Source organism: Enterobacter sp. JH25 (assembly GCF_021725435.1).
Taxonomy (GTDB): Bacteria; Pseudomonadota; Gammaproteobacteria; order Enterobacterales; family Enterobacteriaceae; genus Enterobacter; species Enterobacter intestinihominis.
Genome location: NZ_CP091320.1, coordinates 1 through 14757 on the forward strand (window position 1 = coordinate 1; position 14757 = coordinate 14757).

General features: G+C 43.2%; 12 protein-coding genes. All 12 read left to right on the plus strand.

What is annotated here, in order from left to right; genetic code table 11:
- The 12 genes from L2Y28_RS22600 to L2Y28_RS22655 all read left to right on the plus strand — a co-directional run bounded on the left by L2Y28_RS22600 (position 1) and on the right by L2Y28_RS22655 (position 14346).
- Complete coding sequence (locus L2Y28_RS22600; RefSeq protein WP_000594611.1) at positions 1-876, plus strand: RepB family plasmid replication initiator protein; 876 nt, start codon at positions 1-3, stop codon at positions 874-876.
- A gap of 1148 nt (positions 877-2024) precedes the next feature.
- The gene (locus L2Y28_RS22605) at positions 2025-2378 is read left to right on the plus strand and encodes a hypothetical protein (RefSeq protein WP_000423602.1); all 354 of its coding nucleotides are present in this window, start codon (positions 2025-2027) and stop codon (positions 2376-2378) included.
- A gap of 17 nt (positions 2379-2395) precedes the next feature.
- Positions 2396-2746, plus strand: coding sequence for a type IV conjugative transfer system protein TraL (locus tag L2Y28_RS22610; protein ID WP_001447770.1), 351 nt, complete (start codon positions 2396-2398; stop codon positions 2744-2746).
- An 11-nt stretch (positions 2747-2757) separates the two neighbouring features.
- Positions 2758-3546, plus strand: coding sequence for a TraE/TraK family type IV conjugative transfer system protein (locus L2Y28_RS22615; protein ID WP_000783153.1), 789 nt, complete (start codon positions 2758-2760; stop codon positions 3544-3546).
- A complete protein-coding gene (locus L2Y28_RS22620; RefSeq protein ID WP_000592092.1) occupies positions 3546-4817 on the plus strand; it encodes a type-F conjugative transfer system secretin TraK in 1272 nt (423 codons plus the stop codon). Before L2Y28_RS22615 ends, L2Y28_RS22620 begins: the two co-directional genes overlap by 1 nt.
- Before the next feature lies 1 nt (position 4818).
- A complete protein-coding gene (htdO, locus tag L2Y28_RS22625) occupies positions 4819-5280 on the plus strand; it encodes a plasmid transfer protein HtdO (RefSeq protein ID WP_000521242.1) in 462 nt (153 codons plus the stop codon).
- On the plus strand, positions 5270-6625 hold the full coding sequence (gene trhB, locus L2Y28_RS22630; RefSeq protein ID WP_000351841.1) for an IncHI-type conjugal transfer protein TrhB: 1356 nt from the start codon (positions 5270-5272) through the stop codon (positions 6623-6625). Before htdO ends, trhB begins: the two co-directional genes overlap by 11 nt.
- A gap of 7 nt (positions 6626-6632) precedes the next feature.
- Positions 6633-7115 (plus strand): hypothetical protein, encoded by a 483-nt coding sequence (locus L2Y28_RS22635; protein WP_000377632.1) that lies wholly within the window; start codon positions 6633-6635, stop codon positions 7113-7115.
- A 118-nt stretch (positions 7116-7233) separates the two neighbouring features.
- Positions 7234-7986: a protein-disulfide isomerase HtdT gene (htdT, locus tag L2Y28_RS22640; protein ID WP_182911723.1), complete on the plus strand. Its 753-nt coding sequence runs from the start codon at positions 7234-7236 to the stop codon at positions 7984-7986.
- Positions 7987-7995: 9 nt separating this feature from the next.
- The gene (gene trhV / locus L2Y28_RS22645) at positions 7996-8946 is read left to right on the plus strand and encodes an IncHI-type conjugal transfer lipoprotein TrhV (protein WP_001022588.1); all 951 of its coding nucleotides are present in this window, start codon (positions 7996-7998) and stop codon (positions 8944-8946) included.
- An 8-nt stretch (positions 8947-8954) separates the two neighbouring features.
- Positions 8955-11636, plus strand: coding sequence for a TraC family protein (locus L2Y28_RS22650; protein WP_000387412.1), 2682 nt, complete (start codon positions 8955-8957; stop codon positions 11634-11636).
- Positions 11637-14184: 2548 nt separating this feature from the next.
- Positions 14185-14346: a hypothetical protein gene (locus L2Y28_RS22655; RefSeq protein ID WP_001371949.1), complete on the plus strand. Its 162-nt coding sequence runs from the start codon at positions 14185-14187 to the stop codon at positions 14344-14346.
- Positions 14347-14757 lie beyond the last annotated feature (411 nt).

Sequence of the window (14757 nt, forward strand, 5' to 3'; positions counted from 1 at the left end):
ATGATTAAAAACAACGAGTTAATCCATCCTTTTGACGTAACCAGTAATGAATCAGGTAAGACTTATCAACTGACGCCTAACTCGTCCAAGTCGGTTCAGCCCGTGGCCCTGCTGAGATTGAGTGTATTTACCCCTGTCGGCACAAAAGAAAACCGCGACCGAAACTTTGAAGTTGATGCCTCTGATGAGCTTTCGTGTATGGAAATTGCAAGATCGGAGGGTTATGACGACATCAAGATAACTGGTGTCAAACTATCTATGTCTACCGACTTTAAGTGCTGGCTCGGGATCATCATGGCTTTCAGTAAATATGGTTTTACTTCCGAGAAGATTAGCCTGACTTTTAACGAGTTTGCGAAGATGTGTGGTATCAGTTCAACAAACATCAACAAACGAACTCGTGCGCGCTTTAAAGAGTCATTAATGAACCTTGCATCGGTAGTGCTTGCCTTCTCAGACTCTCGTAGTGGTCGGTTCACAGTAACGCATCTGGTGCAGAAGGCTATGATTGATCCAAAAAGCGATACTGTTGAGCTGGTTGGGGATCCTTCTATGTGGGAACTGTATCGTTACGACCATAAGACATTGTTAAGCCTTCAGGTTCTATACATTTTGGCTAAAAAAGAAGCTGCGCAATCTCTCTATATTTATTTTGAAGCAATGCCAGCTGGTACGTTGTTCGTTAATATGAAACGGTTGAGGGAAAGGTTGCTTCTTACAACCCCTATTCGTACGCAAAACCAGATAATTCGTAAAGCAATGCGGGAACTTGAATCTATCGGATATCTCGATTATCAAGAAGTTAAGAAAGGTCGCGACATACAATTTCAGATCTTCAAAAGAAGCCCTAAGCTGGCCCTTGCCAAACAAGGTTGAAAGCTATCTGGTATGCACTGGTTATAACCTGCTGAAAAATAAGTTATTTATCAGTGCTATGCTTAGTGCTTCTTTTACTACTGGTCTTACATCTCGGCTTAATGTGCAAAAAAGTAACTTTTCAAACGAACTCCTGACTATTCATCTGTATGCCTTTCTGACTCAAGCGTACATGCTAGCCCATTCATTAAATGCCGTTGAGCAAGATGGTTTCGTGCGCACTCTATTCACGTGAATGCCTTTTGTGGATTACGCCTCTTACATTCATACAAATGCTTTTGATGTCGGTATCCCAAAAATTCATTCATTGAAATGCTTTTGTTTGCCACTGTATCCCGAGCATAGCTATGCAGTGGTATAAAAAGGCATTTTGGTGAATGGCATTAGGTCGAATGACACACAGTTCAGCTTTGTTAAGAGCGAGAATGGTCCAAGACATCTATGACATTGGGCATCAGAAGGACTATGTGCTTGATATGAGATCAAAAAAATATCAGAAGCATCACAACTCCAATGGCATTCAAAGAAATGCCTTTGTTTTGTTAGTACACCAAACAACCCAAAATTCATGCAGTTATATCAAAGACTCATTCGCAAAAGGACTCAGCCAGAAAGCATTTGCTTAAATAGCATTGGCCAAAAGCATTCGAATGAATGATGTTCGTATGGACAAGACAAAGTCCCACTCACGCCCAGAGGTGTAAAAGGCATTTAGATGAATGACGCACCGGCCCGAGGATTGTATGTAGTTTCTCCAACTGATAGTTGCCGAACCAGGGAGCACAGTGATATGCGGCCTTCTCAGAATCAAGAGATAGATAATAAGGGAACAAAAAAGATTAGATATGAAGCTTAGTTACCTGCCCGATATCTAGTTAGAGCTTTTCAAACCATCAAAAGTGACTTTTATGCTTGAGGAGTCTCATCAGCTTCAGGATTGAGCTTAACGTAATCTTACCCCCTCCCCTCTTTCAAACTTTTACTAAGCGTTCACTGGTACCTTTCAAAGATTATGCTTTAGGCCCTTTGCTTAAAAATTCACCAATCGCTAAACGTTAAAAAAAGGGGGTTTATGCGAACGGAAGGATCGGAATAAAAAAGTATTATTCATTCGCGTTTACGTGAACTCAAATCTACACGGAGTAATTATGGAACTTTCTTTAAATATTGGCCTTAGTGAAAAGAAATCTAACACGGCTGCACTTTTTAAAACAAAAAGCGCAAAAGTGATTTTGTTTGTTCTGCTGACCGTGCTTTTTTGCGGTCTGGCATATGCGGGTTCAGATGATGGGGCACTGGGAGATATTTGGTCATACATGAGTGAAAGTATGACTGGAGCTCCGGGCAAAATTCTGGCAGCCGCGATGTTGATCTCAAGCGTATATTTCTCTGTCCTTAAGCCTAACCCGGGCCTGGCACTGGTTTCATTATTCATGATGCTGGTAATGGCCAACGGCGAGAAAATTATCAGCACCTTTATGGATGCTGGCGTACCGCTGTAATTTATTGTTAATCATGCATGAGGGGGTTCATCCCCCTCTCTGGATTTTTAATGAGTAAGCAGAACGACGTTCCTCAGCATACCTATAGATTCCCTTTCAGGATCAACATGCCTCTACTGATTTTGTTTTGGGATGCCAAAAAATTAGGGCTTGCATTCATTCTGGTTGCATTTGGGAATATCTTCGAATGCTTCGGGTTTTCTGTTGTAGCAGCGGTTGTGTATTGGATTGCGTATAACAAAGCAGCTGAGTCAGGAATAAGAGGATTGCTAAAACACAAACTCTGGTGGCTCGGTTTTTTGCCAGGTAAAGCAGTTTTTAGTAGCCGTTATTTCAACGATCCATTTATCAGAGATTTGTATTCTTGATGGAGCTATGAATGAAAATGCTAAGTGGCATTAACATCCCTTTTTTCAAAAAATCTAAAAAGGATGAAAACGGTGATCTTGAACAGTCATACGTAAAGAAAGATGAAAGTGCTAAGGGACGTTTTTTGGACATTAAAAAACGATTTAGCCCACAAGCTGAAGCGTCAGGTGCTGGAATTACATACAGCGCCCTGATTAATCGTGATACAAAACTTATCCGCATTAATACTGTTTCAATAGCCGTCATTGGGTTATTGGTTGCAAAGATTCTTTTTTTCACTGACCCAGTGACGATTGTTACCCCTCCAAACATGAATGAAGAGATCACGGTTGTTGGTAACAAAGCATCGGAATCTTATAAAACACAATGGGCTCTCTTTTTTAGTACCCTTTTAGGGAATATTAATCCAACTAATATTTCCTTTGTGACGGCCTATGTCCTCGATGCCCTTTCACCTGAACTACAGGCTAAAACGAGTGAGTCTTTACAGGAGCAGATAAATATCATGCAGGCTCGTGGTGTTGAGCAGACCTTTAAGCCTAATGATATTTACTTTGATCCAAAAAATGACATGGTCTATGTCTGGGGTACCAAAACGACTCGACTTGTAAATGTTCCGGACAAAACTGAATCATCGAAATGGACTTATGAATGGGTTCTCGGGATGAAAAATGGTCGCCCAAGAATTGCATATGTAAATCAATATTCCGGAACACCGAATATTAAAAAAATTACGATAAACGGCAAAGAGCAACTGGCAACGCTGGATAATCCGCCACCGTCTACAGGTAACAAGTGATGATTAAAAAAAAGGGCTTAGGCTTCAACGCAATTACAGCATTGATCATGCTCACGACTTCGAACTGCGTAATCGCTGAAGAATACCAATTGCCAGCAACAATTAATAACCCGGTTGTAATGCCAGTTGGTGCTGACGGATTTCAGAATGGAGCTGCAAAAGCCATTATTCCGGGTCAAGCTGGTTCTGAACAGTCAGGTGCACAAACAAACCTTAGTGAAGCCGGTAATGCGCAGGGACAAAAACCTACAACTGATCTCCCTACCGTGCAACTTTCCCCAGCCAGCAATGCTTCGCCTGCGGTAAGCGCTATTACTGGAGCATTATCAAATAATCCTAGTCTCCCCGGATTTGACGCACAGACCCGATCTGGTGCAATTGATAGCTATGGGAGACCAACAGGTACCTCTTCCCAGCAGAATGCAACCAATGCGACCGCCACGTCAAAAGCCGATGAACTTTATGTCGAAGCTCGTAACCGATATAAAGAAGTTCAGCGTGTAAATGTGCCGCCTGGTGGGAATGTGGTACTGCCAGTTTCACGAGGACTTCAAAACAGAATATCGACCAGCTTCAAGAATGCTTCTGTCAGTACTTCTACCCCTGCTGAAGAGGCAAGCATATTTGTTAATGGTGGCGATGTCTTTATTTCAACTAATACCGATAAACCAATCGGGATTATGTTGTCTGAAGATCAGGTACCTGAATCGACCTATAACCTGACCCTGGTACCGCTTGATGTTCCCGGTGCGATGATTTCAGTTACTACATCTTTAAGCCCATCTATGCAAGCCAAACGTGAAACCTCATTGGATAAGCAAAACTATGAGGAAATGTTGGCCCGCTCCCAGTCAGAAGAACTGGCTCCAACGGATCCAAAACAAGACGATCATAAACAAAGAATCATTGATTTATTGACTCCTGTGGCTCTTGGTGAGGTCCCTTCAGGATTCAGTTTACAACAGGACCGACTTTCTCGTATTCCTGCGCCAGAGCAGTCACCATGTAACTTTAATATGTATGCAAAGCTCGGTCAGAGACTGGTTGGCTCACGTGAACTTATTGATGTAATTCTTGTGAAAAACGATAAACCATACGGTCAAATCGTTGCTGATCAGCAGTGTATGGCAGAAGGCGTTATTGCAAGTGCTTTATTTGATAAAGCATACCTGCAACCGGGAGAAGAAACAGAGCTTTACATAGTCCGGGATAAATTGTTCAAGGAACGCGAGGCCCGGGTTACAACCAGACCAAGTCTAATCAGAAAATAATATGGGAAAAGTTACTTTGCCTGCTCTGCTTGGGGCCACCGTGATTGGTTTTGTCGTATTTGCTTTAACCAGCTTTTACTACAGGTCAGAATATATACCAAAAAGGAGTGTATTAATCGTTCCGGACGCACCCATTAGTATCGAAGATGGCAGTAACGCTTTTCCCGTTCAGACAGTAATAATGAACGATCCAACTCTTATTGATAAATTTGTAGGAGAGGGCAATATTAATGAGGAGAATGCTTTTGACTATCACAAAAGTAACGTTTTGGAACCTAATTACAAACATGAAATATCTAGAACGAGCCAGATAGATAAAGCTGAAATGAATCATCCATCTGTTCGTGAAAACTGGGCCAGAGCAGGTGAACCCTATATCGTTCCTCAGATGTCTGACAGCGAACGAAATCTAAAAATTAAACGATTCCAGAAACCTACAAGTGGAGCTAATCATGGACATTAAAAAGGCCTGGGAAAATAAGACCGTCAGACTTTCTGTTATTGGCGCTCTGCTGGTAGTGATTGTTTATATTATTAGCCAGTCTATTTTTTCCACACCAGTTAAGAAAGAAAAGAAAACACAGAAAAAAGACATGCAGACCAATTTGTTGTTAGATGATTCGCAAATGAACAAATTGAGTAATGAAGAAAGCCAGAAAGTATATAAAGAAATGGTTAAGCAAAACCGACTTGACCAAAATGCGGCGAAAGAGGACCGCGAAAAAGCAGAAAAAGCCCAACAGGAAACTAAAGCCCAAGTTGCAAGTTTAACTTCTCAACTTCAGCAGCTGTCTCAGCAAATTAATGATATGCAGACAAATCGAAACGGCAATCGTAACTTGGATGCTGGTAGTTCGCGTAAAACGATTAATGAGCAGGCACCGGCAGCTCCTTATCAGCTTAATGCTAATGCGCCGATTAATGGCGTAAACCCTAATTACGCTTCTATCACACCTACGCGTAATAGCCCAATGAGAACAATCACACAAAGTTCCATTAAGACTAATGGTACCGATGGTGTCATTCAGGTTATGCCCGTGTCTGAAAACAGAATCAAGGAAGGCAGAGAGGTCATTGCAGGAGATAAAGCGCCAACTCGGACTGTACGAGGTGATGGTACTGCGCCAGTTGATAGCAAAGCGCGGCATGCTGCCCGAAAAGATGAAATGTTTCTTCCGGCAACATCTATTATCACTGGTGTTCTGATTACCGGGCTTGAAGCGCCTACAAGCCTTTCTTCCAAATCAGAACCAATGCCAGTAACGATGCGTATTAAAAAAGATGTCATCATGCCCAATAATTTCACCATGGATTTGCGTGACTGTAACCTTCTGGGTTCAGCTGTTGGTGATCTGGCGTCACAGCGTGCTTACATACGTGCCACTTCTATCTCTTGTGTTAATTCAAAAGGGAAAGCTTTTGACGTAAAACTGGAAGCATATGCTGTAAGTGAAAATGACGGAAAAAATGGGATCCGAGGCACGCTTATCAGCCGAAATGGTAACGCAATTGCAGGAGCTGCATTTGCCGGTGGACTTTCTTCACTTGCCGGTAGCTTAAGTCCCAGTAAGGTATCTTCACTTAACATCGACCCTAATTCACAGGCTCAGTATCAGTCCCCTAATTTTGGTGCACTTGGGGCATTAGCCGGGGCTGGTGCAGCTCAAGGTGGTCTTAATCGACTCGTCGATTACTACACCGCAATTGCAGAACAACAGTGGCCAATCGTAGAAATTAGCCCTGGCCGAGCTATTACATTTGTCGTTCAGACCGGAACTACAATTCCAACGAATCTGACCAGTCGCTGAGGTTTAAATGGATAGTTTAGAAAAAAAAGAATCGCCTGAATCAGCTGGACCTGAAATCACTAAAAAAATGGTGCGAGAAAGGACAACAAAAAAAATTACCTTCGAAATTGATATTGAAAAAATATTGAAGTATTTATTTTTCTTCGCCTTTGCCGTATTGGTCATTATTTATGGTTATAAAGGCTTTATGAATGTTTACGATTACTTCAATAAACAATCCCAGCCTTCGTACAAGATTGCAGTGCTTGACATGCCTGAATTACGTAAGGAATTTTTCAAGCATCACGGAGGCCGTACTGCTGACAATGATAGATCTCAATTCGAAGAATATTTCAGAACATTAATGAAGATCTACCGTGACCGTGGCTATTTAATTATTGATGCAACGCTTGCCGTTACTGTACCGGATAGTGTTGAAATCGTCACTTATATGGAACTTGAAGATAGCTCTGAAGCGGTACAATCAAGTTCTTATAATGCAAAGAAGTAGAGGGCACCCAATAGTGAAAAAGTTACTTTTCCCTTTAATGGCGGCTTTCGCCATTATGGCGAATACGGTCACTTATGCTTCAGAGCAGGTCCTAACTAATAGTGATGCTGCTGCGTTAATGGCAAAGGCAAAGGAAGGTGGCGTTTCACCCAGTCAGATCTCGGGTGTGTTATCAAAAATGAAAGGATATAAACCTAAGGATGCCATATACATTCCTTCTGGTGGGCTATACCTCTTTCAGGACGAACGTTCGCAGCTAATGGCAGTAACGACCGATGGCCGATACTCCCTTACTGGGGGAAGCCTTGTTGATGTAATTAAACGTAAACCTGTTCTGACTGTAGAAGAAATCAGGAATTCCTATTTTATTAGTCTTGATGAGGCCCCCTTCCCTCTGGAAACTGTAGCGTCCATTCCTCTGGGAAATTCAAAGCTTAAAAGACAAGCAGCCATTTTCATAACACTTGATTGTGACGGTTGCATGGAACTTGTTAAGAAATTCTATGCAGATCGGGACAAGTATCGGATAGATATTGTTTTAGTTCCCTCACCCGGTGAGCCAAAAGAAGAGCTTAGAAGGCTCTGGTGTAGTAAAGAAAAAGGAAAAATAAACAACCTCGATATTCTTCGTTGGCTAATGGGAAGCAAATCCGACATTGAAAAAAGATTGCTCTCTCAAAAAGAAGCAGAAGAATGTCCGGCGGAACCTTTGGTAGCGTCATTGATGCTCGCAGGAATTTATAAATTGCAGGGTGTACCTTCAGTTGTCAGACAGGATGGTTTGGCTGGTAATGGCATTCCAAAAGATTTCGACTACTGGTTGAACCAAAGCGTTGAACCTCTCTTAAAAAATCCATTTGAGACAAATTAAGGCTAGTTTATGAACATCAAAAGATTGGTACTCAGTGCTCTGGTTGTAGGTACATCCTCATATCTTACGGGGTGCTCCATCGGTAGTTCCGAATCCGAATGTCCAGGCATTGAAAAGGGCGTTATCTGTAAAGGTCCTCGCGAAGTTATGGAGTTAACTAATAATCGAGATGATCTGTCTGCACTGGCGGGGGAAGAGTCGGAATCGGGAAAGGAGAAATCGGCTGTCAATGACAGCCGTTATCCAACTGAAATTAGCCCTCCAGGGGAAGTCAAATATCCACAGTCTACTACCCTTAAAAATCAGCCTGTGGCTTATTCAAAAACCGAAATTAAGCCAGTTGGTCAGTTACCTGTCATGTACGATAAAACTTTAAAAATGGGTGCCCCTACTTCATCCATTGGACCACGGCCTATTTCTGGTGTACCGGTTAATTCAAACGTAAGGATGACTAGCAGTTATAGCACTGCCTCTTCAACTGGTAACCCTTTCGTTCATCCGGCTGCGGAAGTCGTTAAACAAACAAGCTATCCGGTTTCTGCTGGAAATGCCCCACGCTACGTTGCACCTAATTCTGATATCAGCCCTGGTAAGGATATGTACTCTCTTTACAATGGCCAGCCCGTTAACCCGACTCTCAACCCTGGGCAGATCCAGCAATACCGTTCGCAAGGTTATAAACAAGCTGTAGTGGCTCCTGAACCACTTGCTGTTCTGCAACAGGGGAAAGTAATGAGAATTACTTTTGCACCTTATACCGATGATAACGATGCGCTTAATCTTCCCGGCTACGTTTATGTCAACGTAAAACCGCAAACATGGATTGCTGGCAAGAATTCGACCTCAAACCCAGCTCGCATAGTTCCTTTAGAAGTACAGGATGCGGCCCGGGAAAATATGCAGCAGCAACAAAAAGCAACTAAAGCTGTCTCTTCGAACGGCATTGTTAGACAACTGTAAGGTCAAATATGGAAGCTATCAATAATTACAATAGCGGTTTAAATCGCCATCAATTAGGTGGGTTTATCCCTGTTTACGATCAATTAGCAGGGACTCACTATTTTTTGATTGATGGCAACAGATTAGGGTTTATGTTTATCTGTAATCCATCCCCTGGAGTTTTTGATAATCAGCAAGATGTTCTTGCTGAAATGTTCAAAATGGATTTCCCTACAGATACTGTCTGTCAAATATCTCTGACTGCATTGCCAGACCTGACTTTACAGCTTAGTGCTTGGTCAGCTGTGCGAGGTGGGCGTATGACTGGGAACGATAAGCTTAAAGCAGATCTGCTTAATGGTTATCAGTTGGACTACTACGACAGAAGTATGCATAAGCCTTTAAAACCTGATCATGATAACCTTATGTTGAGGGATTTTCAGGTATGGATCTCGCTATCGATTCCTTTACAGTCTGCCCTTCCTACCGAGCTGGAACATTCGCGTATCGATTCACTTTACTCTGAACTTGTAAGTAAGTTAATTACGATTGGATTGCATCCGTTTAAGGTCGATGCAGAAAACTGGCTCTATTGTATAGATAAGGTCGTAAACCCCGGAAAGAACTCCCGGTGGGCTGAAGGTTTCATAGACGTTAACACTATGAAAAGGCTTAATGAACAAGTTAACGTTCCCGGCCGTAAGTATACAGTCACAGAAAATCATTTCTCATCAGTCACACAAAGTGACGACGAATCTGAGCATCGTTACTTCAAACAACTTTCCGTTGTAAAGTTTCCTGAATACGTCAATTTCGGTTGTATGTATGAGTTAGTAGTTAACTGGATGCATGGACGTAAGACAATTTTCAGCCCATTTATGATCACTCAGACTGTTCAGTTTGCCGATCCGCTCAAGTTGTCAAAAGAAAACGTCCGCTACAAAGCAATCACTAATAAACAGGCAAGTATACCTTCAGTTGTCACATTCTGCCCTCGCCTGCGGGATATGGATAATGACTACATGGCCGTAACTCGCGAGCTTGAGGATGGCGCAAAGCTTTTAAGAGGGTATCTTACTTTCACTGTTATGGGTAGTAATGCCAATTCTGTGCAGACAGCAGCTAACGATCTCAAATCCTTTTACCTCGAAAGCCGGGTCAAAGTAGCAGATGATTCCTTTATCGTTTTCCCGTCATTTATGTCATGTCTGCCAATGTGCAATGACCCAAAGACAATTTTCGACCTTGACCGTTCCGAAGTAGTGAGCAACACCGGAGCGGCTCATATGACACCGATCTTTGGGCCCTGGAAAGGTAATACAGATAGACCAGTACTGAGTTTAGTTTCTCGTGAAGGTCAACTCATGGGACTTGATATTTTCAAGACTTCTGCAAGCTATAACATGGTTATTGGTGCAACGTCAGGTGCAGGGAAGTCATTCTGGACAGCATATCTAATCAATAACTATCTTGGAGCTGGACCGCGATCTAATAACCTCGTTCATTATCGCTCAACATTTAAGCATTTTTTAGAAAACGAATACCCAGATGATGATCCTGACGGTGCTCAAGTATTTGTTGTGGACGTGGGCCGTTCTTACCAGGGGATTGCGGAACAATATACAAACAGTCAATTTATTGATTTCGGTAAAACCCCTGACTTCACCCTAAATCCCTTTGCCTTCCTAACTGACATCACTGTTAACGACGATGTATTTAACGAAGCACCTGAATTTACCGGTGAATCAACTTCAAACGATGCAGAAAAAGACAAAGTTGCTCAGACCATAATGGTTTTGAATCAGCTAAAAATTATGGCTTCAGAGAAAGGCCTTATCGATGATTATCAACAATCAGTGATGCTTCAGCTTATTGCAGAAGAGTACCAAGAATCCAGAAAATCAGGTCGGACCGGTTCAATAACCGGCTTTGCTCTGCGTTGCAAGAAGCATGAAGACAAACGTATAAAGGATATTGGGGAGCAACTCGGAGCATGGTGCGAAGGTGGAATTTATGGGCACCGGTTTACCGATACGTTGCCTCCAATCAACTTCGACAGCAGATTTATTGTTTTGGAACTGGAGGAGCTAAAAGGCACCCCCCACCTTCAGACAGTTGTATTAATGTCTATCATTCAGGCTGCTCAGCATGCAATGTTCATCAAAAAAGATGGGCGTCGTCGCTTGTTCATCCTTGATGAAGCATGGGAGTACATTCGTCCTGATAATTCATCAGGTGCCGGAAATCAATCAAACCAATTCTTCTCTTCCTTCCTCGAAGCGGCATGGCGTAGGTTCAGGAAAACAAACTGCGCTGGCATCTGTATCACACAGTCGTTTGAAGATTATTTTACTTCTTCTGTTGGCCGGGCCCTGACTGCTAACTCGCCTTGGAAGATAATCATGAAACAAGAAAAAGAAAGCATTGAAGCAATGAAGGCTAATAAATATTTTTCTACTTCAGATGCAGAATATGAACGTATGAAAAATATTCGTACAGTCAAAAAGGTGTTTTCAGAGATGTTAGTCAGGTTCGAAAACTTCCAAGAGATCTGTCGGTTATACGTAGACCGGAAAATGGAGCTTTGTTTTACTACGGATAGTGCTGACAGGAGTAAATTATGGGAAATTCAAAGCCGCGAGAATTGTAGCTATGGCGAGGCAATAGAAATTCTCTATGCTCAAGAAGTAGCAGCGGGTTTGGCCGCGTAGAGTAAATATCTTCAAGCAAAAATAATTAAACCAGATGTCTCATAAGAATCTGGTTTTTTATTGTATGCCTTAAGTAAACAAATGAGGTTGTGACTTAATGAGTTCATCACTGTGCTGCAAATTTTGGTTTTATAATTAATGTGGTGTAAAAACAGTGACATAAATACAAATCGCAGTTAGGTTGTGTACGCATTAAGTAAACAAAATTTATAACTTCAATACTGACATTATAAGATGAAAATCACGTAAATTACATTTTTGTTTACCAAAGGTAATCAAAGTAGCGCGGCATTATTAGTGAAAACAGATCACTGGTGTCATTTTGCATACAAAACTTAATATCCTTTAATCATTCTTCTAAAAGTTTATTATTAACGGTTTGGTTTCTGAAAATTTATCCAATTTGCTCACCGAAGACTTTTAACTTATTTAACCCCCTTTATCGCCAAACTGTGATTTTCTAATGTTAGTCTACAGTTCTAGGGCCCTTGCTCCCATGATGCGAATCCTGCCACCTAATAAAGATTAACGCCTCATTCCTGTATGCCGGTCTTACGACGCCAGTGCACGGACTATTTTTGGTCATCACAAGGACAGGCGGGAGATTTAATCAGGGCGTGGTGTTGCTGAGCAGCAGCTGCGGCACTGTAAGCCGAAGGCGGAATTAACTCCTTTATCACCATCTGGGGACGTCATTATGGGTAGCCCTTTTAACTTACTCAGGACCATTAAGCTAAAATTCCGGATAGCGATTGACGTAAGATTTAGGCTAAGCAGGTAAAGTGATCCCCGCTCCCGGGGTGACAACTTTATACAAAAGGCCGAGCGGAAGATTGTCCTTAGGGAATATTTCTTTAACACAGCACGGGCACTTACTCACGCTGCCGGATTTAACCCCCTTAATCGCCAAACTGGGGTTCTGTCCTCATGCTGGCCTTCAGTTCTGGGCGGGGTTGCTATCACTTGCTCCCTAATGCGAGATGTACCTGCTGATACAGATTAACGTCATATTCCTGCGTGCCGGTCTGCCGACACCAGTGCACGGGCTTTTTTCGGTCATCACATTACCGGGCAGGAGATTTTATCAGGACGTGGTGTGACTGAGCAGCAGCTGGGGCACTGTCATCCGCTTGCAGATTTAACCCCCTTAATCGCCAAACTGGCGTTCAGTCCTGATAGTGTCCTTCCGTCCTGGGCAGGGTTGCTAACACTGGCTCCCTTAATACGAAATGCGCCTGCTGATAAAGATTAAAGTCACATCACTGCATACCGGTTTGCCGACTCCGGTGCATGGCCTTTTCCGATAATCACAAGGACGGACGGGTGATTATATCTGTGCATAGTATGTCTGAGCAGCATCAGAAGGCACTGTCAGCCACTGGCAGATTTAACCTCCTTAATCGCCAAACTGGCGTTCAGTCCTGATAGTGTCCTTCCGTCCTGGGCAGGGTTGCTAACACTTGCTCCCTTAATACGAAATGCGCCTGCTGATAAAGATTAAAGTCACATCACTGCATACCGGTCTGCCGACTCCGGTGCATGGCCTTTTCCGATAATCACAAGGACGGACGGGTGATTATATCTGTGCATAGTATGTCTGAGCAGCATCAGAAGGCACTGTCAGCCGCTGGCAGATTTAACCCCCTTAATCGCCAAACTGGGATCAGTCCTGATAGTGTCCTTCCGTCCTGGAGAGGGTTGCTAACACTTGTTCCCATGATACGAAATGCGCCAGCTGATACAGATTAACGTCTCATTGCCCATGCCGGTCTGCCGACACCGGTGCATGGCCTTTTCCGATATTCGCAAGCACAGATGCTTGATTTTTTCAGGGTGTAATATACCTGAGCAGCATCTGAAGGCACTTTCAGTCGCTGTCAGATTTAACACCCTTAATCGCCAATCTGGGATTTTATGATGTTAACCTCCAGTTCAAGACCCTTGCTCCCATGATGCGAACCTTGCCACCTGATAAAGATTTACGCCTCATTCCTGTATGCAGGTCTTACGACTCTAGTGCACGGACAATTTTCGGTCATAACAAGACCTGGCGGAAGATTTAATCAGGCGTGGTGTGACTGAGCAGAAGCTGGGGCAATGTCAGCCGCTGGCAGAAAAAACCCTTATTCGCCATCTCAAACCGTCATTATGGGTAGTCCTTTTAACTTTCTCAGGACCATTAAGCTTAAACTCCGTTTAGAGAATGACGTAAGATTTAGGCTAAGCAGGTTAAGTGATCCCTCTCCCGGGTTGAACACTATATTCATCGTACGAGCGGAAGATTGTCCTTCGGGAAATATTTCTTAAACACCGCTCGGGATCTTATTGCCACTGGCGGATTTAACCCCCTTAATCGCCATACTGGGGTTCTGTCCTGATGCTGGCCTTCAGTTCTGGGCTTGGGTTGCTATCGCTTGCTCCCATAATGCGAAATGTGCCTCCTGATACAGATTAACGTCATATTCCTGCGTGCCGGTCTGCCGACACCAGTGCACGGGCTTTTTTCGGTCATCACATTTCCGGGCAGGAGATTCTATCAGGGCGTGGTGTGACTGAGCAGCAACTGGGGCACTGTCAGCAGCTTGCAGATTTAACACCCTTAATCGCCAAACTGGGATTCTGTTCTGATGTTGACCTTCCGTTCTGGGCGGGCTTTGGTTTACTAACACTTACTTCCATAATACGAAATGTGCTTGATGATGCAGATTAAATTCACATTACTGCATACCGGTCTGCCGACACCGGTGCATGGGCGATTTCCGACGATCTCAAGAACATATGGGAGATTATATCAGGGAGAGTAGTATGCCTGAGCAGCATCTGAAGGCACTGTCAGCCGCTGTGAGATTTAACCCCCTTAATCGCCAAACTGGGGTTCTGTCCTCATGCTGGCCTTCAGTTCCGGGCTGGGTTGCTATCACTTGCTCACATAATGCGAAATGTACCTGCTGATACAGATTAACGTCATATTCCTATATGCCAGTCTGCCGACATCAGTGCTTGGGCTATTTTCGGTCAAAACAAGACCTGGCGAGAGATTTAATCAAGCGTGGTGTGACTGAGCAGCAGCTGGGGGCACTGTCATCCGCTTGCAAATTTAACCCCCTTAATCGCCAAACTT